The sequence below is a fragment of the Stenotrophomonas sp. STEN014 genome, assembly GCF_056760315.1.
Window position 1 is genome coordinate 278,284 of record NZ_JBRREN010000005.1, and the last position, 24,599, is coordinate 302,882.

Here is a 24,599-nt window from a genome sequence, read left to right on the forward strand (position 1 = left end):
ACTGCTCCAGCCTCAGTCCAGAAACCGTTCGCGGCTGGCCGCATCGGGCACAAAGCAGCGCTCATGGCGGCCGAACCAGCGGTACCGGTTGCGCGCCAGCCAGCGGTAGCCGCGGTCACGCAGTGGCGCGGGAACCACCCGGGCCAGCACGGCCAGCGTCCAGACACCGCCCAGTCCGGCCACCACCCGGATAATCGCGTCGGTATCGGTGTACGCGATGCCATCCTCCAGCAGCAGGAAGGACAGCGGATCCTCCGGATCCAGCCCGTAGCGGTGCAGGAGGCTGCGACCGCAGCGGCCCTGCATCGCCGCGAAGCGGTAGCGTCCGCCGCGATCAAAACGCAGCAGGAACCCGACCCAGCGGCTGCACAGCGCACACACGCCGTCGAACACGATCACCGCCGGCTCAGTGCGCATCGGTGTCTGGCAACAGCCAGCCCTCGTAGCGGATGAGCCGGCCGATCAGCGGCATCGAGACGTCGACCAGGAATTCGTAGCGTCCGGCCTGTTCGCGTTCGCGGCAGTGCACCTGGGCGAACCAGCGTGCCGGCAGGGGCAGCAGCCCGAAGGCCCAGGCCCGCTCGACCCGCCACAGGATCTGCCCGGCGCTTTCGGACAGGCCGAAGCGGAAACGCACCGCGCCCAGCTGCTCGAACAGCCGCCCGCCGCGCTGCCAGAGCCGCGAGTGCATCCGCGCCGGCCCGAAACGGCGACGCCAGCACTCGCCATCGGCATCGACCACGAACTCGACAGCCACTGGCACGGTCGAGGTCGGCGGCAGACGCGCCAGCCAGGCGCACGGCGCTACCAGCCAATGGCTGCCGCGCATTACGTCACCCTGCCCGCTCCAGCGTTGCCGGTCACGCACCGAATGCAATGCCCGCAGTTGCGGCGACAGCTGTTCGAACGCGGAACCCAGCACCTGCGCGAACAGCGGCACATTCATCCCTGCATCCACACCAGGGTGGCGATCCGGCCACTGCGGCGGTCACGGCGGTGCGAGAACCAGCGCGCGGGGTCGGTGATCGTGCACAGATCACCACCGTGGATAGCGGCCGGTTCCATCCCCGCGGCCAGCAGCCGCTGCCGCGCCAGCGCGTACAGGTCCACCCGCCAATGGCCGGGCCGGGTCGGCGTGAACGCCGCTTCCGCCTCGGCCGAGCGGGCGACGAACGCCTGATACACGTCAGCGCCAATCTCATAGTGCGCCGGTCCAGCCGCCGGCCCCAGCCAGGCGATCACCGACCCGGCCGGCGTACGCATCGCCGCCAGTGTGGCTTCCAGCATGCCGTCGGCCAACCCGCGCCAGCCGGCATGGGCGGCGGCGACTTCACCGCCATCACGCGCGGCGAACACCACCGGCAGGCAATCGGCGGTGAGGATCGCCAGCACCACGCCTGGCACCGAAGTCACCGCCGCATCGGCCACCGGTTCGGCGTCGATGCCCTGCGCGGCGGGCGGCGCGTCGAAACGCAGCGCACCGGTGCCATGCACCTGCCGCAACCAGTGCGGGGCCGAAGGCAGCCCGGCCAGGCGCTGCAGCTCCTCACGATTGCGTTGCACCTGCGCCGGATCGTCACCGTCAGCGGCCGTGCGGTTGCCGAGGTTGAAGGTATCGAACGGGGGCTGCGAGCCACCCGCCCCATGGCGCGTCGTGGTGAAGGCGCACACGCCCGGCGGCGCCGGCCAGTGGGCCCGCATCCACGGCTGCGCGCTGGGCATCAGCGGCGGTCCCGCTCGCGCTCGGCGAAGGCTTCCGAATCCTCGCGCAGCGCCTTCATCAGCGCCAGCAGGTCGGCCGGCACCGGCGCGGTGTTGCGGATCGTTTCGCCACTGACCGGGTGCACGAACTCCAGGGTTTCAGCATGCAGCGCCTGGCGCTTGAAGCCACGCAACTGCGCGATCAGCTCATCGGTGGCGCCCTTGGGCAGCTTCAGCGAACCGCCGTACAGCGGATCGCCGACGATGGCGTGCTTGAGGTGGGCCATGTGCACGCGGATCTGGTGGGTACGGCCGGTTTCCAGACGGCATTCCAGGGCGGTGTGCGCGCGGAAGCGCTCACGCAGCCGGTAATGGGTCACCGCGTCCTTGCCGTCCTCGCGCACGCCCATGCGCAGACGGTCACGGGCGTGGCGGTCGATCGGCGCATCCACGGTACCGCCGGCAACCAGCGCACCGACCACGACCGCCAGATACTGGCGGTGCACTTCACGTGCCGACAGCTGCTCCACCAGCGCGGTCTGCGCCTGCAACGTGCGCGCCACCACCATCACGCCACTGGTGTCCTTGTCCAGGCGATGCACCACACCGGCACGCGGCACCTTGGCGATCTCCGGGTCCCGGAACAGCAGCGCGTTGACCAGGGTGCCGCTCGGGTTGCCGGCGCCCGGATGGACCACCAGCCCGGCCGGCTTGTCGATCACCAGCACATGCTCGTCCTCGTACAGCACCGACAGCGGGATATCCTCCGGCACCGCGTGTGTCTCGATCTCCAGCACCGCGTTCAATGTGGCCAGCTCGCCGCCACGGACCGGATCGCGCGGCCGCACCGGCTCGCCGTCGAGCAGTACCGCGCCGGTCTTGATCCACTCGGTCAGGCGCGAACGGGAGAATTCGGGAAACAGTTCGGCCAGCACGGCATCAAAACGACGACCGGCAGCGGAATCGGGGACCAGCGCCTGGCGCTGGGTGGCAGAGGTGTTCTCGGACATGGGAAAGACCAACAGAAAGACGAAATTGGGGGTCCTGACGGCAACAGTCAGTCGCAGGACAGGCCACTAGGCTATCATCGCCCCTTCGTATTCCTGCCGCGTCCTGCCCTGACCCATGATCCGAGGCTTCTCGATGCTGTCCGCCCCCCTCCGTTTCACCGCCCTGCTGCTGGTGCTGGTTTTTGCCGTTTCCGGCTGCCACCGCGGTACCAAGGGCAAGAATGCCGACGAAGGCGTGCCGGTCGAACAGCTGTTCGAAAAGAGCCACAAGCTGATGCAGGGCGGCAACTGGTCGGGGGCTGAAAACAGCTTTCGGCGCCTGATTGCGCAATATCCGTACGGCCCGTACACCGAGCAGGCGATGATCGAAAGCGCCTACGCCCAGTACAAGGCCGGCAAGAACGATGACGCGGTGTCCAGCATCGACCGCTTCATCCGCACCTACCCGACCCATCGCAACATCGCCTATCTGTACTACCTGCGTGGCCTGGCCAACAGCAACCGCGATACGGTTTTCCTGCGCCGCGTATGGTCCTTGGATCCGAGCCGCCGCGATCTGTCCTCGCCGCGTCAGGCCTATGCCGATTTCACCATCGTCACCGAGCGCTACCCGAACAGCCGCTACGCCGCCGACGCGCGCCAGCGCATGATCGAGCTGCGCGACGTGTTCGCCCAGCACGAGCTGGACAACGCCCTGTACTACGCCCGTCGCGGCGCCTGGGTCTCGGTCGCCGGCCGCGCCAACTACCTGCTGGAAACCTATCCGCAGAGCGCCTTCCAGTACGATGCGGTGGCACTGCTGGCCGAGGCCTATACCCGCCTGGGCAACCAGACCCTGGCCGATGACGCCCGTCGCGTGCTCGAGCTGAACCAGCCCGACCACCCGTGGCTGGCCGGCAACTGGCCCAAGTACCCGTGGATGATCCGCAAGCTCAACCCGTTCGCCGGCGAGAAGTCGGTGGCCACCGGGCAGCGCAAGGCCACCATGGGCAAGAAGTAAGCGGCCGGATCCATCCGGCGCAGACACAGGAAAGGGGCCTTGCGGCCCCTTTCTTTTTATCCCTTGAACGGTTTGGGCCGGCTCAGCCGCGGAAACCGTTGCTGATCGGATAGCGCCGTTCCCGGCCGAACGCACGCCGTGACACCTTCGGCCCCGGCGCGGCCTGGTGGCGCTTCCACTCGCCAATCCGCACCAGCCGCAGCACCCGGTCCACCACCTCCGGCGCATAGCCGGCGCCGATGATGTCCTCGCGCGACTGCTCCTGGTCGACGTAGCGGTACAGGATGCCGTCGAGCACGTCGTAGGCCGGCAGCGAATCCTGGTCGGTCTGGTTCTCGCGCAGCTCGGCCGACGGCGCGCGCGCGATCACCGCCGGCGGGATCACCGGGGCCCCGCCCACGGTGTTGCGCCACTTGGACAGGCCGTAGACCTCGGTCTTGTACAGGTCCTTCAGCGGCGCGTAGCCGCCGCACATGTCGCCGTAGATGGTGGCGTAGCCGACCGCGTACTCGCTCTTGTTGCCGGTGGTCAGCAGCAGGCCACCGAACTTGTTGGCCAGCGCCATGAGGATCACGCCACGGCTGCGCGACTGCAGGTTCTCCTCGGTGACGTCGGGCGCCTGCCCTTCGAACATCGCCGACAGCGACTGCATCAGGCCCTGGAAGGCCGGCTCGATCGGCACCGTCTCCAGCTTCACCCCCAGCGCGCGGCATTGCTCCACGGCCAAGTCATTGGACAGGTCGGCGGTGTAGCGCGAAGGCAGGCTGACCGCGGTGACGTTGGCCGCGCCCAGCGCATCCACCGCCAGCGCCAGCACCAGCGCCGAGTCGATACCGCCGGACAGGCCCAGCCAGACCTTGGAAAAACCGTTCTTGCGGCAGTAGTCCTGGATGCCACGGGTGACCGCGCGCCAGGCCAGCGCGTCCATGCTTTCATCGCCATCATCGATCCAGCGCATCGGTATGAAGCTGCGGCGCGCCACGTCGTAGTCGACCACCAGCATCTCCTCGGCAAACGCCACCGCGGCCGGATGCACGATGCCATCGCCATCGGCCACCACCGAGGCGCCATCGAACACCACCGCGTCCTGGCCGCCGACGGTGTTGACGTAGACGATGCCGACGCCGGTCTCGCGGCTGCGCTCGGCCAGCAGCGCATCGCGCTGGGCGTGCTTGCCACGTTCATAGGGCGAGGCGTTGGGCACCAGCACCAGCTCGGCGCCGGCCTTGGCCGCACCGGCCAGCGGCTCGGCAAACCAGAGGTCCTCGCAGATCACCAGCCCCAGCTTCACGCCGTTGACCTCGAACACGCAGTCGCCGCCGTCCGGATCGACGTCGAAATAGCGGCGCTCGTCGAACACCGCGTAGTTGGGCAGCTCACGCTTGCGGTAGGTGGTTTCCACCGCCCCCTCGCGCAGCACGCTGGCCGCGTTGTAGACCACCGCGCCGGCGCTCTGCGGCCAGCCGACTACCGCCACGATGCCGTGCGCGGCGGCCGCAATACGCTGCAGCGCCTGCTCGCACTGGCGTAGGAATCCCGGGCGCAGCAGCAGATCTTCCGGCGGATAGCCGCTGACCGCCAGTTCCGGAAAGAGCACCACCTCGGCGCCGTATTCGTCGCGCGCCTCGTGCATCAACTCGATGATGCGGTCGGCGTTGCCCGCCACATCACCGACCGGGAAGTCGAACTGGGCCAGAGCGATGCGAAGCGATTGGGTCATGTCAGCTGCCTTGTTCTGCGGGCATCCCCATGCGGATGCCGGAAAGGAAACACCTGGCGGGCTGCCGCCCGCCCCGTGCAACCGCCGCGCGGATGCACCGGGCCATTATTCCAGATGTGGCCCATTGCCCGCCGTACCGGGGCCCAGCCGGGCAAGGGTCCAAAAGAAAAGGCCGCCCGAAGGCGGCCTTTTACAGACATCCATGCAGCGGATGGCTTACTTCTTCATCAGCTCGGCAATCGCCGCGCCCAGATCGCCCGGCGAACGGACGGTCTTCACGCCAGCGGCTTCCATCGCGGCGAACTTGCCTTCGGCCGTGCCCTTGCCACCGGAGGCGATCGCACCGGCGTGGCCCATGCGCTTGCCGGCCGGAGCCGAGGCACCGGCGATGAAACCGACGACCGGCTTCTTGACGTGCTTGGCGATGTACTCGGCGCCGGCTTCCTCGGCGTCGCCGCCGATTTCACCGACCATGATGATGCCTTCGGTCTGCGGGTCTTCGTTGAACAGCTTCAGGCAGTCGACGAAGTTCAGGCCGTTGATCGGGTCGCCGCCGATGCCGATGCAAGTCGACTGGCCCAGGCCCACTTCGGTGGTCTGCTTGACCGCTTCATAGGTCAGCGTGCCCGAGCGCGACACGATGCCGATCTTGCCCGGCATGTGGATGTGGCCCGGCATGATGCCGATCTTGCACTCGCCCGGAGTGATGACGCCCGGGCAGTTCGGCCCGATCAGCACGGTGTCCGGATGCGAACGGGTCAGCACGTTCTTCACGCGCAGCATGTCCAGCACCGGGATGCCTTCGGTGATGCAGACGATGACCTTGATGCCGGCCGCAGCGGCTTCCAGGATCGCGTCGGCGGCGAAGGCCGGCGGCACGTAGATGACCGAGGCGTCGGCGCCGGTGGCGGCGACGGCATCGGCGACGGTGTTGAACACCGGCAGTTCAAGATGGGTGGTGCCACCCTTGCCCGGGGTCACGCCGCCGACCACCTGGGTGCCGTATTCCAGCATCTGGGTGGCGTGGAAGGTGCCCTGCTGGCCGGTGAAGCCCTGCACGATCACCTTGGTGTTCTTGTTGATCAAAACGCTCATGGGTAATTCCTTGGGGTGTCGTGGATCAGGCAGCAGACTTGACCGCTTCAACGATCTTCTTGGCGCCATCGTTGATGTTGTCAGCCGGGATGATGGCCATGCCGCTGTCACGCAGCAGCTGCTTGCCTTCTTCCACGTTGGTGCCTTCCAGACGTACCACCACCGGAACCTTGACGCCCACTTCCTTGACCGCGGCGATGATGCCTTCGGCGATCATGTCGCAGCGGACGATGCCGCCGAAGATGTTGACGAAGATGCCTTCGACCTTGTCCGAGGACAGGATCAGCTTGAACGCTTCGATGACGCGCTGCTTGTTGGCACCGCCGCCCACGTCCAGGAAGTTCGCCGGCTCGCCGCCGTTGAGCTTGATGACGTCCATGGTGGCCATGGCCAGGCCGGCGCCGTTGACCATGCAGCCGATGTTGCCGTCCATGGTGACGTAGTTGATGTCCAGCTCCGACGCGATCACTTCGGTCGGGTCTTCCTGGGTCTTGTCGCGCATGGCGACCAGATCCTTGTGGCGGTAGCTGGCGTTGTCGTCGCTGTCGAACTTGCCGTCCAGCGCATACAGGTTGCCGTCGTCCAGGATCGCCAGCGGGTTGATCTCAACCAGCGCCAGGTCCTTTTCGTTGAACAGGCGGTACAGGTTGACCATGATGCTGGCGAACTGGCCGGCCTGCTTGGCGGTCAGGCCCAGCTTGAAGCCGAAATCGCGACCGTGGTAGCCCTGCACGCCTTCAACGAAGTCGACGTTGAGGGTGTGGATCAGCTCCGGGGTCTCGGCGGCGACCTGCTCGATCTCCACGCCACCTTCGGACGAGGCGATATAGCTGATGGTCTTGGTGCCACGGTCCACGAGGACGGACAGGTACAGTTCCTTGACGATCTCACCGGCGGTGGTCACCAGCACCAGGTTGACCGGCAGCTCGACGCCGGCGGTCTGGTAGGTGGCCATCTTGGTGCCGAGCATCTTGGCCGCAGCGGCCTTCACATCGTCGACGGTCTTGCAGAACTTGACGCCGCCGGCCTTGCCGCGACCGCCCGCATGGATCTGCGCCTTGACCATCCAGGGGCCTTCGCCCAGCGACTGGGCAGCGGCAACGGCCTCATCGGCGGTGGCTGCGACCTTGCCGGCCGGGACCGGAATGCCATATTGGGCAAGCAGCTGTTTTGACTGGTATTCGTGGAAATTCATGCGTCACCGTGGGAATAGGAACGACCGCCTCATAAGTCCGCGAGGCCAAAGTGGCCGTCATACAGCGCAGGCGGGCCGGCTATTGTCGCCGACCCCGGGCCGCGGCGCAAAGAAGTCTGTACAAATCATCGGCGCGGGCCCGGTTTTCAAAAGCTTTTCAGTCACTTGCCTGTGAAATTCGACGCCGCCACGGCGCCGCCCGCCACCGGTTCGGCACCTATACTGTGCGCTCGTCGCGAGGAAAGGAGTCCGGCTTGTCCCCCAGCTCATCGCTTATCGATCGCATCGAATCGATCCCGCGACGCGAACTGTATTTCTTCGCGCTCTACCGACTCCTGGTCGCCAGCCTGATCGCGGCGCTGGTGTTCAGCCCGCTGTCCATGCTGGTTGGCGAGCCCCATCACCCGCGACTGGCGCAGCTGGTCTCCATCGGCTACCTGCTGGTTTCGCTGGGCCTGTTGATCTGGGGCCGCAACGAACGCTGGCTGCAGACCATCGTCCTGTGCAGCGTGATGGTCGACACCGTGGCCGCGATGCTGCTGACCCACGCCCTGCCCGGCGCCAGCGCCGGCATCTCGATGTCGCTGCTGTTCAACATCGCCGCCGCGGCGATGCTGCTGCCGCTCGCGCGCGGCATGCTGGTGGCGCTGGGCGCCAGCGCGGCCACCGTGCTCGAATTCGTCTGGCGCGAGCTGGAGGACGGAAGCAATGCGCGCACCGTGGCCGAACTGGCGATGTTCATCACCAGCTATCTGGCGCTGGCCTGGATCAGCTACCAGATCGGCAACCGTGCACGCCGCAACCAGCAGCTGGCCGAGCAGCGCGGGGCCGAAGTGGCCAACCTGTTCGAGATCAACGAACTGATCATCCGCCGTATGCGGACCGGCGTGCTGGTGGTCGATGGCCACGGCCGCATCACCGTGGCCAACGAGGCCGCCACCGCCCTGCTCGGCGATGCCGGCGGCACCCTGGACGATGGCGAGAACCGGCTGTCGCTGCGCGCGCCCGAACTGGCCAAACGCCTGCAACGCTGGCGCAATGGCTGGCGCGAGGAAGAACTGCCGCTGCAGCTGGCGCCCGACCAGGCCGAGGTGCAGCCGCGCTTCGCCCGGCTGCTGGCCGACAGCGAACTGTCGCTGGTGTTCCTGGATGACACCACCGTCGTTTCGCGCCGCGCCGAATCGCTGACGCTGTCCACGCTGGGGCGTTTTTCCGCCAGCCTGGCCCATGAAATCCGCAATCCGCTGGCGGCAATCAACTACGCCACCCAGCTGCTGGAGGAATCGCCGGATATCGGCGAAGCCGACCGCCGCCTGCTGCAGATCATCCATCACCAGTGCCAGCGCACGAACGGCATTGTCGAAAGCGTGCTCGGCCTGGCGCGGCGCGAACGCGCCAACCCGGAGAACCTGGACCTGGCCAGCTTCGTCCGCCGCTTCGTGCTGGAGTACCGGCAGACCCTGTCCATCGAGACCGACAGCCTGGAAGTCATCATCCGCGAGGCCTCGGTGATGGCGCTGATGGATCCCCGGCACCTGCACCAGGTGCTGACCTCGCTGGTGCACAACGCGCTCAAGTACGGCCGCCTGGCCGAGGAGCCGGCACGGGTCCGCATCCGCGTCGCCTCGGCCGAACGCCACGCCATCATCGATGTGACCGATCGCGGTCCCGGCATCCCCGATGCGGTGGCCGCACAGCTGTTCCGGCCGTTCTACACCACCTCCGAACACGGCACCGGGCTGGGGCTGTACATCGCCCGCGAGCTGTGCCGTGCCAACCAGGCACAGCTGGACTACATCTCCGTGCCCGCCGGCGGCGCCTGCTTCCGCCTGACCCTGTCCGCGCCGCCCCAGACCCTGCCGCACTGATACCCCGGGCACACTCCCGCTGGCGCGAGGTTGGCGGCAACCGGCCTCCTCCGCTATCGTTCCCGCCATGAATGTGACGCACAGCGCCCTGGTCGTCGATGACGAACGCGACATCCGTGAGCTTCTGGTTCTCACCCTTGGCCGGATGGGGCTGCGCATCAGTACCGCGGCCAACCTGGCCGAAGCGCGCGAGCTGCTGGCCAGCAACCACTTCGATCTGTGCCTGACCGATATGCGCCTGCCCGACGGCAACGGCATCGAGCTGGTCACTGAGATCACCCGCGACCACCCGCGCACACCGGTGGCGATGATCACCGCCTTTGGCAGCATGGATCTGGCGGTGGAAGCGCTCAAGGCCGGCGCCTTCGACTTCGTCAGCAAGCCGGTGGACATCAGCGTGCTGCGCGGCATGGTCAAGCACGCGCTGGAACTGAACAATACCGAACGCCCCCGCACCCCGGCGCCGCCGGAAAATGCCGCGCGCCTGCTCGGCGAATCGGCGGCGATGGACGAACTGCGCGCCACCATCACCAAGGTCGCGCGCAGCCAGGCACCGGTCTACATCCTGGGCGAATCCGGCGTCGGCAAGGAGCTGGTCGCCCGGACCATCCACGAGCAGGGCGCCCGCGCGGCCGGGCCATTCATCCCGGTCAACTGCGGCGCCATCCCCGGCGAATTGATGGAGAGCGAGTTCTTCGGCCACCGCAAGGGCAGCTTCACCGGTGCCCACGCTGACAAGCCCGGGCTGTTCCAGGCCGCCAACGGCGGCACCCTGTTCCTGGACGAAGTGGCCGAGCTGCCGCTGCAGATGCAGGTCAAACTGCTGCGCGCGATCCAGGAAAAATCGGTGCGCCCGGTGGGCGCGGCGGCCGAAGTTCCGGTGGATGTGCGGATCCTGTCGGCCACCCACAAGGATCTGGCCGAACTGGTGGAGGATGGACGCTTCCGCCACGACCTGTACTACCGCATCAACGTGATCGAACTGCGCGTGCCGCCGCTGCGCGAACGCCGCAGCGACCTGCCGCAACTGGCGGCGGCCATCCTCAGCCGGCTGGCACACGCACAGGGACAACCCCTGCCTGCGCTGGCCCCCTCCGCCATCGATGCCCTGACCGACTATGCGTTCCCGGGCAATGTGCGCGAGCTGGAGAACATCCTGGAGCGCGCGCTGGCGATGGTCGAAGGCGGGCATATCGGCGCCGATGATCTGCGGCTGCCGCACGCCCGGCCGTTCGGTGCCGATGGCGGCAAGGGCGCCGCCCCCCAGGAAGCGGTGATCGATATCGATCCGGCCAACGCCGCGCTGCCCACCTACATCGAGCAGCTGGAGCGCTCCGCGATCCAGAAGGCGCTGGAAGAAAACCGCTGGAACAAGACCCGCACCGCCGCGCAGCTGGGCATCACCTTCCGCGCCCTGCGCTACAAGCTGAAAAAGCTGGAAATGGAGTAACCGGCGTCCCGCAGATCGGCAGAGAACTGCAGCAATGAAAAACGCCGGGTAGACCCGGCGTTTTTCATTGGATCAACCGGTCCTGGATCAATCCTTGGTCACGCGATTGATCTCGGCCAGGCTGGTCACACCGTGAGCGGCCTTGAGCAGCGCGGACTGGCGCAAATCATTGACCCCGACCCGCTGCGCGGCCGCGGCGATCTCCATCGCGTTACCGCCCTGCAGCACGATCGAGGCGATCTCGTCGGTCATCGGCATCACCTGGTAGATACCGGTACGGCCCTTGTAACCCTCGGTGCACTCCTCGCACCCCACCGGCTCGTACAGCTGGATACCCTTGTCGATCTGCTCGGCCGTGAAGCCTTCGGCCAGCAGCGCGTTTTCCGGCAGCTGCAGCGGGCGCTTGCAGTTGGAGCACAGCCGGCGGGCCAGACGCTGGGCGATGACCAGCGTCACCGAGGAGGTGATATTGAACGGCGCGATACCCATGTTCATCAGGCGCGCGATGGTTTGCGGGGCATCGTTGGTATGCAGCGTGGACAGCACCATGTGGCCGGTCTGCGCGGCCTTGATCGCGATCTCCGCCGTTTCCAGGTCACGGATTTCACCGACCATGATCACGTCCGGGTCCTGGCGCAGGAACGAGCGCAACGCCGCGGCGAAGGTCATGCCGCGCTTGTTGTTCTGCTGCACCTGGTTCACGCCCGGCAGACGGATTTCCACCGGGTCTTCGGCGGTGGAGATGTTGCGGGTCTCATCGTTGAGGATGCCCAGCGCGGTATACAGCGACACGGTCTTGCCCGAACCGGTCGGGCCGGTCACCAGCACCATGCCGTAGGGCTTGTGGATCGCCTCCAGGAACAGCTTCTGCTGCTCCGGCTCGTAGCCGAGCTTGTCGATGCCCAGCTTGGCCGCGCTGCCATCGAGGATACGCAGCACGATCTTCTCGCCGAACAGGGTCGGCAGCGTGCTGACACGGAAGTCGATCTGCTTGGTCTTGGACAGGTTGAGCTTGATACGGCCGTCCTGCGGCACGCGCTTCTCGGCGATATCCAGCTGCGACATCACTTTCAGGCGCGCGGCGATGCGCTCGCGCAGCTTCACCGGCGCCTTGGCCACCTGCTTGAGCAGGCCATCGATGCGGAAACGCACCCGGTACTCGTCCTCGTACGGCTCGAAATGGATATCCGAGGCGCCCTTGCGGATCGCATCGACCAGCACCTTGTTGACGAACTTGACCACCGGGGTGTCATCGCCCTTGGCGTCGATACCGGCGTCGCCACCACCTCCCATGTCCTCATCGCCGGCGGCGACATCCAGATCGCCCACATCACCGTCGTCGCCGCCCAGCGCGTTGCCCAAGCTGTCATTACTGGCCAGCCAGAGGTCCAGCGTGCGCTTGATCTGCTCCTCGTCCACCAGAATGGACTCGACCACCAGATTGGTGTGGAACTTGATCTCGTCCAGCGGCTGGGTCGGGTTGCTGGTACCCACGAACAGCTTGCCGCCACGCTTGAACAGCGGCAGCACGCGATGTTTGCGCAGCAGCTCCTCGCTGACCAGCTTGATCGCGCTCTGGCCGGCATCGAACACCGACACATCCAGCAACGGCATGCCGAATTCCATCGCATTGGCCGCTGCCATGCTGGCGGCGCTGACCAGCTTCTTGTCCGCCAGCCACTGCGTCAGCGGCACCTTGGCATCGGCCGCCTGGGCCATCGCGGTGCGCGCAGTGGCTTCGTCCAGCGCTCCGTCCTGGACCAGACGCCGGGCGATGCCGGTAATACCCACCAGGTTGGCGGATGCCAGTGTGTTCATGGGATTCCCCCTTCAATCAGACCAGAAAGATACCGCATCCGGCCGCCACGGCGGCTGCCGCACTGCCCGGATCGCCCCGCTCCCGCCTTCGTCCTGCCCGGGCACGAAGGGGGTTGCCAAGTTGTTGCCGGCCGGTCTACAGCAGGTCGCGGCGAAGCTCCGCCGCCGAGCGCGGCGACAGCAGGCCCGGGGCCACATCGAACACCGTCACCGCTCCCACCTGCCCGGCGCGGTTCATGCGGTACACCGCCCGCGCATAGGCCACCAGCACGCTGGCGGTGAACTGCGGGTTGCTGTCCAGCTTCAGCGAATACTCCACCACCTGCGAGACACCGTCGGCGGTGCTGCCGCTGCGGATCACAAAGCCGCCATGCGGCATGGCCGAATGCTCACGCGCCAGCTGCTCGGCACTGATGAAATCCACGCGGGTGTCGTACTGGTCAAAGTAATGCGGCATCGACACGATCGCCTGCCGCACCTGTCCGGCATCGGCACCGTCCTCCAGCACCACGAAGCAGTGCCGGGTGTGCTTGTCGCGGGTGGACAGGCGCGGCCGCGCGCCGCTGCGCACCTGCGCCATGGCCACTTCCGAGGGCAGCGTGTACTGCACGCCCGCGGCCACGCCCGGCACCCGGCGGATCGCATCGGAATGGCCCTGGCTCAGGCCCCGGCCCCAGAAGGTGTAGGTCTCGCCTTCCGGCAGCAGCGCCTCGCCGAACACGCGGTTGAGCGAGAACAGGCCCGGGTCCCAGCCGCAGGCCACCAGCGCGGTACGCCCGGCCGCCCGGGCCGGCGCGTCCACCGCGTCGAAGTAGTCGGGAATGCGCGCATGGGTGTCGAAGCTGTCCACCGTGTTGAAACGTGCCGCCAAGGCCGGCCCCTGCGTCGGCAGGTCGTCCTTGGAGCCCCCGCACAGCACCAGCACGTCGATATCGGCGCGTGGCGCGTCCAGCGCTTCGATGCCGTGGACCGGCGTAGCGGCAGAGACCGTGGCGACCTGGTCCGGCGGGCGACGGGTGAACACCCCGGCCAGCACCATGTCCGGATTGCGCGCGATGGCCAATTCCACTCCGCGTCCCAGATTGCCGTAACCCACGATTCCGATGCGGATGGCATCACCCATTGCTGATTCCTGTTTCTGAAGGGGGGACGCGCCTGCCGGCCTGCAACAAGGTGGCGACGCGGGCCGGCATTATCCCTTCACGCACAGTCCGGCGCATCGGGCAGTCGAGTCGCCCGGGTAAGGCCATCGGCCGCACCCGGGTAAACACCGTGGTACAGGGATCGAACAGGCCCGGGTGCGCGCTGCTTACCCGGGCTACACGCCGTATCTGGACGGGGGGCGCGCCTGCCGGCCTGCAACGAGGTGTCGACGCGGGCCGGCATTATCCATTCACGCGCAGTCCGGCGCATCGGGCAGTATTCCGATGCCGAACCGCGTCCATTTCCTACGCCCGCGTCGGAATTACCTGACAACAGAACGGGGCATTGTCGACGACCCGATACCGGCAAACTCCGATACCCGGAGGCCGCATCAACACCCGCAATAGGCCCTGCCATCAGCCGATGGTTTTCATCGAAGGGATACCGGAATGGGACAAAGCAAAGCCACGCTGGTGCTGCCGGCGGATCAGGTCACCCGCATCAACGAGCTGCTGCTCAACCTGGAGAACGAGCTGGTCCAGCTCACCGCCATGCAGCCGCAACAGCGCCAACGCCTGTTCAAGATGGGCCCGGGCTCGGAAGTGTTTGCCCGGCGCGCGCTGGAAGCGCTGGAACAGAACCCGGACATCATTCCGCCCAGCCTGGCTGCGGAACTGCCCGGCGCCAAAGCCGACCTGCAGGGGATCGACCAGTTGCGCCCCATTCTGGACCGGCTCAACCGACTGTGCAGCCGCGCCTCTGATACCGAAATGGCCTTGGGCAGCGATGTCATGAACGTGGCCCTGGAAGGCTACAACCAGCTCAAGGTCTCCGGCCGTGACAAGGGCCTGGATGCCTTGCGCAACGAGCTGGGGGTCCGCTTCAAGAAGGGCCAGCGCCGCGGCGGCAAGGTGCCGGAACCGGCGTAACACCGGGCCCCTCCCCGCGTCGTCATGCACAGGCCGCCTCCGGGCGGCCTGTTTTATTCCCGATAACGCGGAAATACCGGTCGCGCATGCTGACAACCACGCGGCGGGCTGAGCACGGCCACTCCACACCGCCGCGGAGCCTCCAGAAGCGTGAACGTCGTAACAAAAAACCTCAGCCGACAAGCAAAAAGCCTCACGCGACAGACAAAAAGCCTTAGCCGTCAGGCAAAAAGCCTCAACAGAGCAGCAAAAAACCTCACGCGTCAGGCAAACAGCCTTAATCGACAGGCAAAAAGCCTCACGTGACAGATAAAAAGCCTTGTGCGACAGGCAAAAAGCCGCATCCGGCAGGCAAATAACCTCACCGGAGCAACTCACAGCCGCAAGCGACACCCGGGGCTCCCCTATAGCGGATGACAGAGTCGCCCGCGGTCTGTGCCGGGAGTACGACAACCCGACCAGTGCGATGCGGTTGATGCGGCGGCACGGCCCCCACGCTCCCCCACGCCACGCCATTCAGGCATGCTGCACTCCCGCTCCCAAGCCCACACCGCCGATGACCCGCTACAAAGCCGCCGCCCTGCATTCTCTGCTCAGCCTTGCACTGATCGGCCTGATAGCCGCCGTTGTCGTGCCGCTCTGGCACCCGTGGGGTATCTATTGTATTTCCGGGGTCCTACCGCTGTTGGCCATTCTGGCAGGCGTGCAGTTCGCGACGGGGCCACTGCTGACGCTCATCACCTACAGACAGGGCAAAAAGACCCTGCGGTTTGATCTGGCCGTGATCGGCCTGCTGCAACTGGGCTTCCTCGGGGTCGGCCTGTATACGCTATGGCAATCACGACCGGTATTTGTGGTGGCCAGCGGGGTGCGCATGGCGGTGGTACTTGCCAATGAAGTCAGTGAGACCGCCCTGCGGCAGGCGACCCGCCCGGAGTGGTCACAGCTTTCGTGGGGACGCCCACTACTGGTGGGGCTGCAACAGGGAGCCGCAGGCAGTGGCCAGCAGTCTGTGCTTTCCGCGTTTCTGAACACCGGCATGGACAGGGAGCAGCAGCCCCGCTGGTACGTGCCCTATACAGAGGTAGCGTCACAACTGCTATCCAACGCTACTGCAAGCACACCCGATGCGCTGCCTTCCAAGCCTGGCAATCCCGTTCTTTTCCGCAGTCTTCCCATCGTCGCCAGATATGGGCAAGGTCGAATCGTGCTATGTACAGATACCGGTATGCCGCTGAAGGTTGTTACTTACTGACGGAACGTGCAGGCGTTTGACCGTTAACCCGGAATAACACCGCCTGTCGCCAGATGCCTGACAAGGCCAACGGCCGCACCCGGGGCATGCCGCAACCCATTCAACGAGGGGAGGCCCAGACAAGCACCCATTCACTTTACCCGTTACCCGTCAAACAGCAACAAAGCTGTAGGAGGGAAGGGATTACTCGCGCCGGCACCGAAGCACAAGATCGATCCATTGCATATGCATTAAAGGCACCCGCTCATTAGAAGCAAGCCCCAATCAATTCAGCACACAACTACCGTCACTGCCGGCGCCATCCATCTGACAGGTGACCGTACGGGTACCGGGTGATTGCGGGGTCGCCTCCACAGCTACCCCAATAGCCGAACCGCCAGTGATTGTCGCGCATGCCCTGGTAACTGCCGCTGGCGGCGTCTCATCTCCGTAGAGCACTACTAATGCATTATTGGCGTAGGCCTTGGCTTCGGCCATGCAGGCCGTTTCCGCAGCGCTCTTGCGATAATTATTGTAGGCTGGCAAAGCGATGGCTGCCAGGATTCCAATGATCGCCACCACAATCATCAATTCAATCAAAGTAAACCCACGCACATTTTTCGACATACCCCCCCCTCAAAAGCAATACTCACTAGTAACGACAGTAAAAGCGAATCAAAGCGACCCAATCTTGATCTCGCCCATCTGACCCAAGTACCCATTGATCAACTAGTAATCTCGTGTACAAAGCCAAAAAACAAGCCCCGCAAAAACGGGGCTTGTTTCATCAATCTTTAACTAGCATTACTGGAACTGGCAGGTCGCAGTCTGCTCGGAGCATTCAACGACCTTGCCGCCCGGATCCTTAGCAGTAAAGGTAGCTTCGTAATCGACCGGATCATTCTCAGCATTGGCTTCATCTGGCGCGGTACCGACCTCACAAGCAGACGCGGTGTAGGCCGGCAGGGTATCCATTCCACCCTTCACAGCAGAAACCCACGAGTTCATGTACGCCTTGGCCTCGCCCATGCAGGCGTTGTCGGCCGACTTGACACGGTAGTTGTTGTAGGCCGGCAGTGCGATGGCCGACAGGATGGCAATGATCGCGACCACGATCATCAATTCGATCAGGGTAAAGCCCTGCTGCTTCTTCATGAGTACATCCCCTAGAGGTTGGATTGTGAACATGGTTGCAGGCACCAGGCCTGCCCCGCATGGGGTTACAAAGCAGGTTGCATGCCAACTATCTGAACAGCGCTCCTACTCCCCGTGACAATGATGGCAGCAACGCCACAGATTGGAAGCCCCGCATCAACGTAGTGCGAACCGGCCCGCAAAGTGACGCGGTACGTCACCTTGTGACGAACAAAGCCACATGCCAGCAACACTACGGACGCAAGGTAGTGCCGGCAACTCCCGGCAAGCCAATATCACCAGGAAGGCTCAAGCGAGCCAGAGCACCGCTCTTCAAACAGATGATGCCCTCGTAGTGCAAGGCGAAGTCCGACGGGTGGCATTGCCGGGAAAGGTTCGGGGGGGGCGTTGCCCAGCTCTACAAGGAGCGACGTTGAGCCTGCCGGCGTGACGGGCTTCGCCTATTTTGGCAGACAGGATGCCGCAGCCGGCCGATACGGATACCATGCGAAGGTCGCCGGCCCGGGGAGGGCTGGCTGGGGAGCCCAGAAACATGTCCGCAACTCGTAACGCGATCGCCAAAGAGCCGGCTGCGCGCAGCACCAGCCAGATGCAGCCGTTTGTCTGGGAGGGAACAGACAAGCGCGGCGTCAAGATGAAAGGCGAGCAGGACGCCAAGAACGTCAACCTGCTCCGCGCAGAGCTTCGCCGCCAGGGGATCAATCCGACGGTGGTGAAACCCAAGCCCAAACCGTTCTTCGGCGCTGCCGGCCACGCGGTCAAAGCGAAGGACATCGCCTTCTTCAGCCGCCAGATGGCGACGATGATGAAATCCGGCGTGCCCATTGTCAGCGCGCTGGAAATCATCGGCGGTGGCCACAAGAATCCGCGCATGGCCAAGCTGGTGGGCACGATCCGCGCGGATCTGGAAGGCGGCTCGTCGCTGTACGAAGCGATCAGCAAGCACCCGGTGCAGTTCGACGAGCTGTACCGCAACCTGGTGCGCGCCGGCGAAGGTGCCGGCGTGCTGGAAACCGTGTTGGAGACCATCGCCAACTACCAGGAAAACCTGGAGACCTTGAAGGGCAAGATCAAAAAGGCCCTGTTCTATCCAGCGATGGTGATCGCAGTCGCCCTTCTAGTCAGCTCGATCCTTTTGATTTGGGTCGTTCCCCAGTTCGAAGACATCTTCAAGAGTTTTGGCACCGACCTGCCCGTATTTACTCAAATGATTGTCACTGCGTCCGACTTCATGGTTGGGTGGTGGTGGGCGATCCTGCTACTGGTCGTTCTGACCGTTGGCGGCATCAGCTTCATGTACAAGCGCTCCCCCAAAATGCAGCATGCACTTGACCGCATCATTCTCAAGGTCCCGGTTATCGGCCAGATCATGAACAACAGTGCCATTGCACGCTTCTCCCGGACGACCGCTGTCACGTTCAAGGCCGGTGTGCCCCTGGTGGAAGCCCTCGGTATTGTTGCTGGCGCAACTGGCAACAAGATATATGAGGACGCCGTACTGCGCATGCGCGATGACGTTTCGGTGGGCTACCCGGTGAACATGGCGATGAAACAGGTCAACCTGTTCCCGCACATGGTGGTACAGATGACCGCCATCGGCGAAGAGGCCGGCGCACTGGACACGATGCTGTTCAAGGTGGCCGAGTATTTCGAGCAGGAAGTGAACAACGCGGTGGATGCGCTGAGCAGCCTGCTGGAGCCAATGATCATGGTCTTCATCGGCACCGTAGTCGGTGGCATGGTTGTCGGCATGTACCTGCCTATCTTCAAACTCGCCTCCACCGTTGGATAACTGATTCATGGCATTTCTCGACCAGAACCCCGGCTTGGGCTACCCCCTCGCCGCCGGGCTGGGGCTGCTGGTCGGCAGCTTCCTCAATGTGGTGATCCTGCGCCTGCCCAGGCGCATGGAGTGGCAGTGGAAGCGCGATGCGCGCGAGATCCTGGAAGAGCCGGACATCTACGAGCCGCCGCCGCCGGGGATCGTCGTCGAGCCATCGCACTGCCCGCACTGCAAGCACAAGCTCAGCTGGTACGAGAACATTCCGCTGTTCAGCTGGCTGATCCAGCGCGGCAAGTGCCGCCATTGCCAGGCTCCCATCTCTATCCAGTACCCGATTGTGGAACTGGTCACTGCACTGATGGTGCTGGCCAGCGTCTGGCAGTTCGGCTTCGGCTGGCAGGGTTTTGGCGCGATTGTGCTCAGCTGCTTCCTGGTGGCACTGTCGGGCATCGACTTGCGCACCCAGCTGTTGCCCGATCAACTGACTCTGCCGCTGATGTGGCTGGGCCTGATCGGCAGCATGGACAGCCTGTACATCCCGGCCAAGCCTGCCCTGATCGGCGCGGCGGTGGGCTACCTGTCGCTGTGGACGGTGTGGTGGCTGTTCAAGCAGATCACCGGCAAGGAAGGCATGGGCCATGGCGATTTCAAACTGCTGGCCGCGCTCGGCGCCTGGTGTGGATTGAAGGGCATTCTGCCGATCATCCTGCTGTCCTCGCTGGTGGGGGCGATTGTGGGCTCGATCTGGCTGTACTCGCGCGGTCGCGACCGTGCCACGCCAATCCCGTTCGGCCCCTACCTCGCGATTGCCGGCTGGCTGGTCTTCATGTGGGGCGACCAGATGATTGACGGCTATATGCGCATTGCCGGCTTGGCCTGATCTTCTGTTTTTGTGGGTGAAGTGGGCGATGTGGGGACCATCGCCTCTGCCTTTATCGAGCAGAGGCGAATGGCCGGGGAAGCTCCCCGCCGGGCCTTGCCCGGCACTGCGGAAGCTTTGCAGCCGAGGGTCCCGCAGGCCGGTTACCCACCGCGGGTGAGGCCCCGTCGCTACGGGTAATGCCCTTTGTCGCGATTCACGTCGCTCCTACACTGTTAACAGTTCCGGCGGGCACGCATATGAGCACCTTCATCGTTGGCCTGACCGGAGGCATCGCCTCGGGCAAGAGTGAAGTCAGTCGCCGCTTCGAGGCCCTTGGTATCACCGTGGCCGATGCCGACATCGCCGCGCGCGACGTCGTTGCCGTGGGCACTCCGGCGCTGGAGGAGATTGTCGAACGGTTTGGCCCCGAGGCACTTCAATCCGACGGCAGCCTTGATCGCGCCTGGCTGCGCCGGCGCGTGTTCGCCGATCCCATAGAGCGGCGGGCGCTTGAAGCCATCACCCACCCGGCGATACGCGCACGCTTGAAAGCCCTCTGTGAAGCGGCGGAAAGCCCCTATGCGATTGCTGCAATCCCCTTGCTGACCGAGGCCGGCGGCCGCTCCAGCTATCCCTGGCTGGACCGCGTTCTGGTGATCGACACGCCCGAGGCCTGCCAGCTGTCACGCTTGCGCCGTCGCGACAGCATCGACGAAGCGCTCGCGCAGCGCATGATCCAGGCCCAAGCCACCCGCGCACAGCGGCTGGCACTGGCCGATGACATCATCGTCAATGAGGGAACACCCGAACACCTGCAACCCCAGGTGGAACAGCTGGACCGCCTGTATCGGCAACTTGCGCAGCGCTAGGCGATTCCCGCACGCAGTACCGGGCTTCAGCCGCATCGCATTCCCGCCTGCCCATTCGGGCCGTACACGGCAACGCCGGAAGCCGCTCAGCCCGGCGTGAATGTCAGCGTTGCAATCACCCCGCGCACCTCACCCGGCCGGATCTGCACCTGCCATCCGTAAAGGGCGCACAGACGACTGACGATGGACAGGCCGATACCACCGCCCTGCGAATGGCCGGCATGGGTACCACGATAGCCGCGCTGGAACAGGCTCGCCGCATCCTTCTCGCTCAGGCCCGGACCGCTGTCGATGACCTCGACGGCATTGTCCAGGACGCGGATCAGCACTTGGCCTTCCTGCGAATACTTCACCGCATTGCCCACCAGATTGCCCAGCGCGACCGACAACGCGGATTCCGGCGCATCCACCACCAGTTCGCGATTGCCTTCGAGCTTGAGCTCCAGCGGCTTGCCTCCCAGCTGCGCACGATGGGATTCCAGCAACTGTTCACCCACCCGCGCCACGTTGCTGCAACCCTGCCCGCGCTCGTTGCGCGAGAGCAGCAGCAGTGAGCCGATCAGGTCACTGCACTGCTGCTCGGCGCGCTGGATGCGCTGCAGACGCTGCAACACCTTCTCATCCAGTCCGGGCCGCGAGAGGAGCAGCTCGGTGGCGCCGCGGATCACTGCCAGCGGCGTACGCAGTTCATGGCTGACATCGGCATTGAACTCCCGGTCGCGCTGCACCACCTCGGTCAGGCGCGCCGAATAGTCGTCCAGCGCCTCGGCCAGCTGCCCCACTTCGTCGTCGGGGAAACGCGGGGCGAGCGGCTCGGGATGCTGGTTCCCGCCACGATAGGCCCGCAGGCGCGCCGCAAGATCCGAGACCGGCCGCATCACCCGTGATGCCGACCACCAGCCCAGCACCCACGACAGCAGGCTGAAGACGATCACCGACAGGAACAGCGCGCGCTTGAGCTGTTGCTCGCCGCGTAACGCCTGGCCCATGTCATAGGCGATGAAGAACCAGGCATCGTCGGTCTTGCGCACCCCGACCTTGTAGGAGAACGGATTGCCCTCGGCATCCTGGCCACTGAAATTGTGGATGCCATCTTCAAGATGCTCCCACTCCGGATAGTCCCGGCGCAGGCCCTCCAGTTTGTCCGGCCGGAACAGGAACGCGCGCATCTGCTGGACCGGCGCCACCACATCGCGTCCACCACTCTGGATGTAGCTCTGCCAGGAGGCATCCAGGTTCCGGTTCATCACATCTTCGACCAGCTGGTTTTCCACCCGCATCCGCGCCCAGTTGGTGGCGAACGCGAACAGCGCGGTCAGACAGAAGCCCAACAGCACGAACGAGACAATGATGCGACTGCGCAGACGACGGCGGTAGCGCCCCCGCTTGCGGACAGGCTCAGGCAATGCACTTTCAGGCATCGGGAGCGGCGATGCGGTACCCGATGCCGTGACGGGTCTGGATCATCGGCACGTCAAACGGCTTGTCCACCACCGCGCGCAGGCCATGGATATGCACACGCAGCGAGTCCGAATCGGGCAACTCTTCGCCCCAGACGCGGGTTTCCAGTTCCTGCCGGGTCACTACCGCCGGCGAGGCTTCCATCAGCGCCTGCAGAATCTTCAGCGCGGTGGGATTGAGCTGCAGCAGCTTGCCCTGGCGACGCACTTCCAGAGTGTCGAGGTTGTACTCCAGCTCACCGACGTCCAGCACCCGCGTGTGCGTGCCCTTGCCACGACGCGAAAGCGCATTGAGCCGCACCTCCACCTCCTGCAACGCGAACGGCTTGATCAGGTAGTCGTCAGCGCCAGAGTCGAACCCGGCCAATTTGTTGTCCAACGAATCACGTGCGGTAAGCATCAGCACCGGCGTCTGCTTGCGGGCATCGTTGCGCAGCTTGCGGCAAACCTCGATGCCATCCATACCCGGCAGGTTGAGATCGAGCACGATCGCGTCGAAATCATGCACCACCGCCAGGTGCAGGCCGGTGACGCCATCGGCGGCGAAGTCCACCGTATGCCCGCGATCCTCGAGGTAATCCCCCAGGTTGGCGGCGATGTCGCTGTTGTCTTCGATTACAAGAATTCGCACGGTTAAATGCCCCTTTGGGGATCACAATGGGTTGTTCGACAGGAAGGCGCTGGCTTGGTTCAGTATCGAAGCGCTGACTGATACCACCTGATGACCCTCATTCATCGACCATCCAGTGCCGCAGTCTAACTCGCCCCTGGTACCTTGCCGCCACACCTCCGCACTGTACCCAGTCGCTGGCGCCACCAACAAGAACCTTCCTGTCACAAAAAACAAGGCCCTGACGAAAACCGCCAGGGCCTGAAGATTCCCGATCACCGGACCCACTGAGGAGGGCTGGGTACAGTGGCAACAGCGTAGGTGTGGGTGGATTAAAGCGTTGTTAAAACCATGCAAACAAATCGCAGCGCGTCGTCAACGCTTGAGCTGGGTCACGTAGTCGATCATCTGCCCGGCCACGTCCCGGCCGGACACGCTCTCGATGCCCTCCAGTCCCGGGGTCGAATTGACCTCCAGCACCAGCGGCCCCCGCGCGGAGCGGATCAGGTCCACACCCGCGATCCCCAGCCCGAGCGCGCGTGCCGAACGCACCGCGACCAGCTGCTCGGCCTTGCTGCTGGTCACCGGCTCACCGGTGCCGCCGGCATGAAGATTGGAGCGGAAGTCACCCTCCTGGGCCTGGCGACGCATGGTCGCCACCACGCGGTCGCCCACCACCAGACAGCGCAGGTCGGCGCCCTGGGCCTCGGCAATGAATTCCTGCACCAGGAAGTTGGCATACAGGCCGCGCAGGGCCTCGACCGTGCCCTTGGACGCGCTGAGCTTCTCGGTGAGGATCACCCCGCGGCCCTGGGTGCCCTCGCTGAGCTTCACCACATGCGGCGGCGGCCCAAGCATGGACAGCAGATCATCGGTGTCGTCGGGGTTGTCGCCAAACACCGTCACCGGCATGTCGATGCCCTTGGCCGCCAGCAGCTGGTGGGCCCGCAACTTGTCGCGGGCACGCAGGATCGCGTCGGAAGGATTGGGGGTGCGCGTGCCCATCATCTCGAACTGGCGCAGCACCGCGGTGCCATAACGGGTGATGGACGCGCCGATGCGCGGGATCACCGCATCGAAGCCGGTCAGCGGCTTGCCCTTGTAATGCATGCTGAAACCGCCTGCGGTGATGCGCATGTAGCAGCGCAGCGGATCGAGAATCCGCACCGTGTGCCCACGTGTGCGCGCCGCCTCGACCAGACGCCGGGTGGAATAGAGCTTGCTGTTGCGGGAGAGGATGGCGAGTTTCATCGCGGCGATGCAGGGGAAAGGCGCGCAGCATAGCGCGCGACTGCATGCCCGGATGAAGCCGGACACATGTCTTCAACCCGTTGTGCGCAAGGCCGCGATGACAAACAGAAGATCGAACAGAAAGGTCGGCGCCGGTGGCGCCTTATGCCAGGAACGGCTGCGCGAGGCGCAGTGGAGCGGGTGAAGGGAATCGAACCCTCGTCGTAAGCTTGGGAAGCTTCTGCTCTACCATTGAGCTACACCCGCATCAGGCGGCAAGTCTATGCGCGGCGCCCCCTGCAGCGCAACGGGCAACGCCCCTGGATGAGAGGTTTCGGACAACAGGAAGGCGGGGGGCCCCCCCCCCCCCCCCCCCAGCGGGAACGCCCCCGGGGGTCGGTCAAAACAACCGAGGGGGGGGAACAAAGGGGCAGAAACAACCGGCAGCTGCGAGGGGGTGGGTGGGT

General features: G+C 64.9%; 22 protein-coding genes and 1 tRNA gene. 8 read left to right on the plus strand and 15 right to left on the minus strand.

Features of this window, described 5'->3' with window-relative positions; genetic code table 11:
* Nucleotides 1-12: 12 nt before the first annotated feature.
* From ACVOMC_RS09545 to rluD, 4 genes are read right to left on the minus strand one after another with little or no spacing between them, the layout of a single operon-like run.
* Nucleotides 13-417 carry a thiol-disulfide oxidoreductase DCC family protein gene (locus tag ACVOMC_RS09545; protein WP_054658490.1) on the minus strand — a complete coding sequence of 135 codons (405 nt, stop codon included), beginning with the start codon at nucleotides 415-417 and terminating at the stop codon, nucleotides 13-15.
* Nucleotides 407-940: a DUF4166 domain-containing protein gene (locus tag ACVOMC_RS09550; protein WP_199398897.1), complete on the minus strand. Its 534-nt coding sequence runs from the start codon at nucleotides 938-940 to the stop codon at nucleotides 407-409. The genes ACVOMC_RS09545 and ACVOMC_RS09550 overlap by 11 nt, the downstream gene beginning before the upstream one ends.
* 2 nt (nucleotides 941-942) lie before the next feature.
* Nucleotides 943-1,722, minus strand: a complete 780-nt coding sequence (gene pgeF, locus ACVOMC_RS09555) for a peptidoglycan editing factor PgeF (RefSeq protein ID WP_481523743.1) — start codon at nucleotides 1,720-1,722, stop codon at nucleotides 943-945.
* Nucleotides 1,722-2,711 (minus strand): 23S rRNA pseudouridine(1911/1915/1917) synthase RluD, encoded by a 990-nt coding sequence (gene rluD / locus ACVOMC_RS09560; protein WP_057505902.1) that lies wholly within the window; start codon nucleotides 2,709-2,711, stop codon nucleotides 1,722-1,724. Before rluD ends, pgeF begins: the two co-directional genes overlap by 1 nt.
* A 115-nt stretch (nucleotides 2,712-2,826) precedes the next feature.
* On the opposite strand from rluD, the gene ACVOMC_RS09565 reads away from it, so the two are divergent.
* Complete coding sequence (locus ACVOMC_RS09565; RefSeq protein ID WP_481523744.1) at nucleotides 2,827-3,711, plus strand: outer membrane protein assembly factor BamD; 885 nt, start codon at nucleotides 2,827-2,829, stop codon at nucleotides 3,709-3,711.
* Nucleotides 3,712-3,793: 82 nt separating this feature from the next.
* Here the strand turns inward: ACVOMC_RS09565 and ACVOMC_RS09570 are convergent, their stop codons facing one another.
* From ACVOMC_RS09570 to sucC, 3 genes are all read right to left on the minus strand, one after another.
* Nucleotides 3,794-5,431 carry an NAD+ synthase gene (locus tag ACVOMC_RS09570; protein WP_481523745.1) on the minus strand — a complete coding sequence of 546 codons (1,638 nt, stop codon included), beginning with the start codon at nucleotides 5,429-5,431 and terminating at the stop codon, nucleotides 3,794-3,796.
* A 216-nt stretch (nucleotides 5,432-5,647) separates the two neighbouring features.
* Nucleotides 5,648-6,526: a succinate--CoA ligase subunit alpha gene (sucD, locus tag ACVOMC_RS09575; protein WP_054658152.1), complete on the minus strand. Its 879-nt coding sequence runs from the start codon at nucleotides 6,524-6,526 to the stop codon at nucleotides 5,648-5,650.
* 25 nt (nucleotides 6,527-6,551) lie between these two features.
* Complete coding sequence (gene sucC, locus ACVOMC_RS09580; RefSeq protein WP_057505904.1) at nucleotides 6,552-7,721, minus strand: ADP-forming succinate--CoA ligase subunit beta; 1,170 nt, start codon at nucleotides 7,719-7,721, stop codon at nucleotides 6,552-6,554.
* Nucleotides 7,722-7,975: 254 nt separating this feature from the next.
* On the opposite strand from sucC, the gene ACVOMC_RS09585 reads away from it, so the two are divergent.
* Nucleotides 7,976-9,589 carry a sensor histidine kinase gene (locus tag ACVOMC_RS09585; RefSeq protein ID WP_481523746.1) on the plus strand — a complete coding sequence of 538 codons (1,614 nt, stop codon included), beginning with the start codon at nucleotides 7,976-7,978 and terminating at the stop codon, nucleotides 9,587-9,589.
* A 67-nt stretch (nucleotides 9,590-9,656) separates the two neighbouring features.
* Nucleotides 9,657-11,039, plus strand: coding sequence for a sigma-54-dependent transcriptional regulator (locus ACVOMC_RS09590; RefSeq protein ID WP_057505905.1), 1,383 nt, complete (start codon nucleotides 9,657-9,659; stop codon nucleotides 11,037-11,039).
* 87 nt (nucleotides 11,040-11,126) lie between these two features.
* Here the strand turns inward: ACVOMC_RS09590 and pilB are convergent, their stop codons facing one another.
* Both pilB and ACVOMC_RS09600 read right to left on the minus strand, forming a co-directional pair.
* Nucleotides 11,127-12,857, minus strand: coding sequence for a type IV-A pilus assembly ATPase PilB (gene pilB / locus ACVOMC_RS09595; protein ID WP_481523747.1), 1,731 nt, complete (start codon nucleotides 12,855-12,857; stop codon nucleotides 11,127-11,129).
* Between the two features lie 136 nt (nucleotides 12,858-12,993).
* On the minus strand, nucleotides 12,994-13,980 hold the full coding sequence (locus tag ACVOMC_RS09600; protein ID WP_481523748.1) for a diaminopimelate dehydrogenase: 987 nt from the start codon (nucleotides 13,978-13,980) through the stop codon (nucleotides 12,994-12,996).
* A gap of 469 nt (nucleotides 13,981-14,449) precedes the next feature.
* On the opposite strand from ACVOMC_RS09600, the gene ACVOMC_RS09605 reads away from it, so the two are divergent.
* Together ACVOMC_RS09605 and ACVOMC_RS09610 are read left to right on the plus strand one after the other, a co-directional pair.
* Nucleotides 14,450-14,929: a hypothetical protein gene (locus tag ACVOMC_RS09605; protein WP_054660738.1), complete on the plus strand. Its 480-nt coding sequence runs from the start codon at nucleotides 14,450-14,452 to the stop codon at nucleotides 14,927-14,929.
* Nucleotides 14,930-15,485: 556 nt separating this feature from the next.
* Nucleotides 15,486-16,184 (plus strand): hypothetical protein, encoded by a 699-nt coding sequence (locus ACVOMC_RS09610; RefSeq protein WP_481523749.1) that lies wholly within the window; start codon nucleotides 15,486-15,488, stop codon nucleotides 16,182-16,184.
* A gap of 264 nt (nucleotides 16,185-16,448) precedes the next feature.
* On the opposite strand, the gene ACVOMC_RS09615 is transcribed toward ACVOMC_RS09610, so the two are convergent.
* Nucleotides 16,449-16,790 (minus strand): type IV pilin protein, encoded by a 342-nt coding sequence (locus ACVOMC_RS09615; protein ID WP_481523750.1) that lies wholly within the window; start codon nucleotides 16,788-16,790, stop codon nucleotides 16,449-16,451.
* Nucleotides 16,791-16,967: 177 nt separating this feature from the next.
* Complete coding sequence (locus ACVOMC_RS09620; RefSeq protein WP_481523751.1) at nucleotides 16,968-17,318, minus strand: prepilin-type N-terminal cleavage/methylation domain-containing protein; 351 nt, start codon at nucleotides 17,316-17,318, stop codon at nucleotides 16,968-16,970.
* Between the two features lie 532 nt (nucleotides 17,319-17,850).
* Between ACVOMC_RS09620 and ACVOMC_RS09625 the strand changes: the two genes are divergently transcribed.
* The 3 genes from ACVOMC_RS09625 to coaE all read left to right on the plus strand — a co-directional run bounded on the left by ACVOMC_RS09625 (nucleotide 17,851) and on the right by coaE (nucleotide 20,832).
* A complete protein-coding gene (locus ACVOMC_RS09625; RefSeq protein WP_481523752.1) occupies nucleotides 17,851-19,110 on the plus strand; it encodes a type II secretion system F family protein in 1,260 nt (419 codons plus the stop codon).
* 7 nt (nucleotides 19,111-19,117) lie between these two features.
* On the plus strand, nucleotides 19,118-19,981 hold the full coding sequence (locus tag ACVOMC_RS09630; RefSeq protein ID WP_481523753.1) for a prepilin peptidase: 864 nt from the start codon (nucleotides 19,118-19,120) through the stop codon (nucleotides 19,979-19,981).
* Between the two features lie 239 nt (nucleotides 19,982-20,220).
* A complete protein-coding gene (coaE, locus tag ACVOMC_RS09635) occupies nucleotides 20,221-20,832 on the plus strand; it encodes a dephospho-CoA kinase (RefSeq protein ID WP_481523754.1) in 612 nt (203 codons plus the stop codon).
* 86 nt (nucleotides 20,833-20,918) lie between these two features.
* Here the strand turns inward: coaE and ACVOMC_RS09640 are convergent, their stop codons facing one another.
* The 4 genes from ACVOMC_RS09640 to ACVOMC_RS09655 all read right to left on the minus strand — a co-directional run bounded on the left by ACVOMC_RS09640 (nucleotide 20,919) and on the right by ACVOMC_RS09655 (nucleotide 24,399).
* Nucleotides 20,919-22,253: a sensor histidine kinase gene (locus ACVOMC_RS09640; protein WP_481523755.1), complete on the minus strand. Its 1,335-nt coding sequence runs from the start codon at nucleotides 22,251-22,253 to the stop codon at nucleotides 20,919-20,921.
* Nucleotides 22,246-22,923 carry a response regulator transcription factor gene (locus ACVOMC_RS09645; RefSeq protein WP_054657328.1) on the minus strand — a complete coding sequence of 226 codons (678 nt, stop codon included), beginning with the start codon at nucleotides 22,921-22,923 and terminating at the stop codon, nucleotides 22,246-22,248. Before ACVOMC_RS09645 ends, ACVOMC_RS09640 begins: the two co-directional genes overlap by 8 nt.
* A gap of 354 nt (nucleotides 22,924-23,277) precedes the next feature.
* Entirely contained in the window at nucleotides 23,278-24,153 is an 876-nt protein-coding gene (gene rimK, locus ACVOMC_RS09650; RefSeq protein ID WP_481523756.1) for a 30S ribosomal protein S6--L-glutamate ligase, read from the minus strand.
* Between the two features lie 172 nt (nucleotides 24,154-24,325).
* A tRNA-Gly gene (locus ACVOMC_RS09655) sits at nucleotides 24,326-24,399 on the minus strand.
* Nucleotides 24,400-24,599: the final 200 nt, after the last annotated feature.

Bases quoted from the DNA above. Each gene is read 5' to 3' on its own strand.
- ACVOMC_RS09625 (WP_481523752.1), top strand. From the start codon at position 17,851: ATGTCCGCAACTCGTAACGCGATCGCCAAAGAGCCGGCTGCGCGCAGC.
- ACVOMC_RS09605 (WP_054660738.1), top strand. From the start codon at position 14,450: ATGGGACAAAGCAAAGCCACGCTGGTGCTGCCGGCGGATCAGGTCACC.
- coaE (WP_481523754.1), top strand. From the start codon at position 20,221: ATGAGCACCTTCATCGTTGGCCTGACCGGAGGCATCGCCTCGGGCAAG.
- sucD (WP_054658152.1), bottom strand. From the start codon at position 6,526: ATGAGCGTTTTGATCAACAAGAACACCAAGGTGATCGTGCAGGGCTTC.
- ACVOMC_RS09610 (WP_481523749.1), top strand. From the start codon at position 15,486: ATGACCCGCTACAAAGCCGCCGCCCTGCATTCTCTGCTCAGCCTTGCA.
- pgeF (WP_481523743.1), bottom strand. From the start codon at position 1,722: ATGCCCAGCGCGCAGCCGTGGATGCGGGCCCACTGGCCGGCGCCGCCG.
- ACVOMC_RS09630 (WP_481523753.1), top strand. From the start codon at position 19,118: ATGGCATTTCTCGACCAGAACCCCGGCTTGGGCTACCCCCTCGCCGCC.
- ACVOMC_RS09640 (WP_481523755.1), bottom strand. From the start codon at position 22,253: ATGCCTGAAAGTGCATTGCCTGAGCCTGTCCGCAAGCGGGGGCGCTAC.
- ACVOMC_RS09620 (WP_481523751.1), bottom strand. From the start codon at position 17,318: ATGAAGAAGCAGCAGGGCTTTACCCTGATCGAATTGATGATCGTGGTC.
- rluD (WP_057505902.1), bottom strand. From the start codon at position 2,711: ATGTCCGAGAACACCTCTGCCACCCAGCGCCAGGCGCTGGTCCCCGAT.
- ACVOMC_RS09570 (WP_481523745.1), bottom strand. From the start codon at position 5,431: ATGACCCAATCGCTTCGCATCGCTCTGGCCCAGTTCGACTTCCCGGTC.
- ACVOMC_RS09600 (WP_481523748.1), bottom strand. From the start codon at position 13,980: ATGGGTGATGCCATCCGCATCGGAATCGTGGGTTACGGCAATCTGGGA.
- ACVOMC_RS09545 (WP_054658490.1), bottom strand. From the start codon at position 417: ATGCGCACTGAGCCGGCGGTGATCGTGTTCGACGGCGTGTGTGCGCTG.
- ACVOMC_RS09615 (WP_481523750.1), bottom strand. From the start codon at position 16,790: ATGTCGAAAAATGTGCGTGGGTTTACTTTGATTGAATTGATGATTGTG.
- sucC (WP_057505904.1), bottom strand. From the start codon at position 7,721: ATGAATTTCCACGAATACCAGTCAAAACAGCTGCTTGCCCAATATGGC.
- rimK (WP_481523756.1), bottom strand. From the start codon at position 24,153: ATGAAACTCGCCATCCTCTCCCGCAACAGCAAGCTCTATTCCACCCGG.
- ACVOMC_RS09565 (WP_481523744.1), top strand. From the start codon at position 2,827: ATGATCCGAGGCTTCTCGATGCTGTCCGCCCCCCTCCGTTTCACCGCC.
- pilB (WP_481523747.1), bottom strand. From the start codon at position 12,857: ATGAACACACTGGCATCCGCCAACCTGGTGGGTATTACCGGCATCGCC.
- ACVOMC_RS09590 (WP_057505905.1), top strand. From the start codon at position 9,657: ATGAATGTGACGCACAGCGCCCTGGTCGTCGATGACGAACGCGACATC.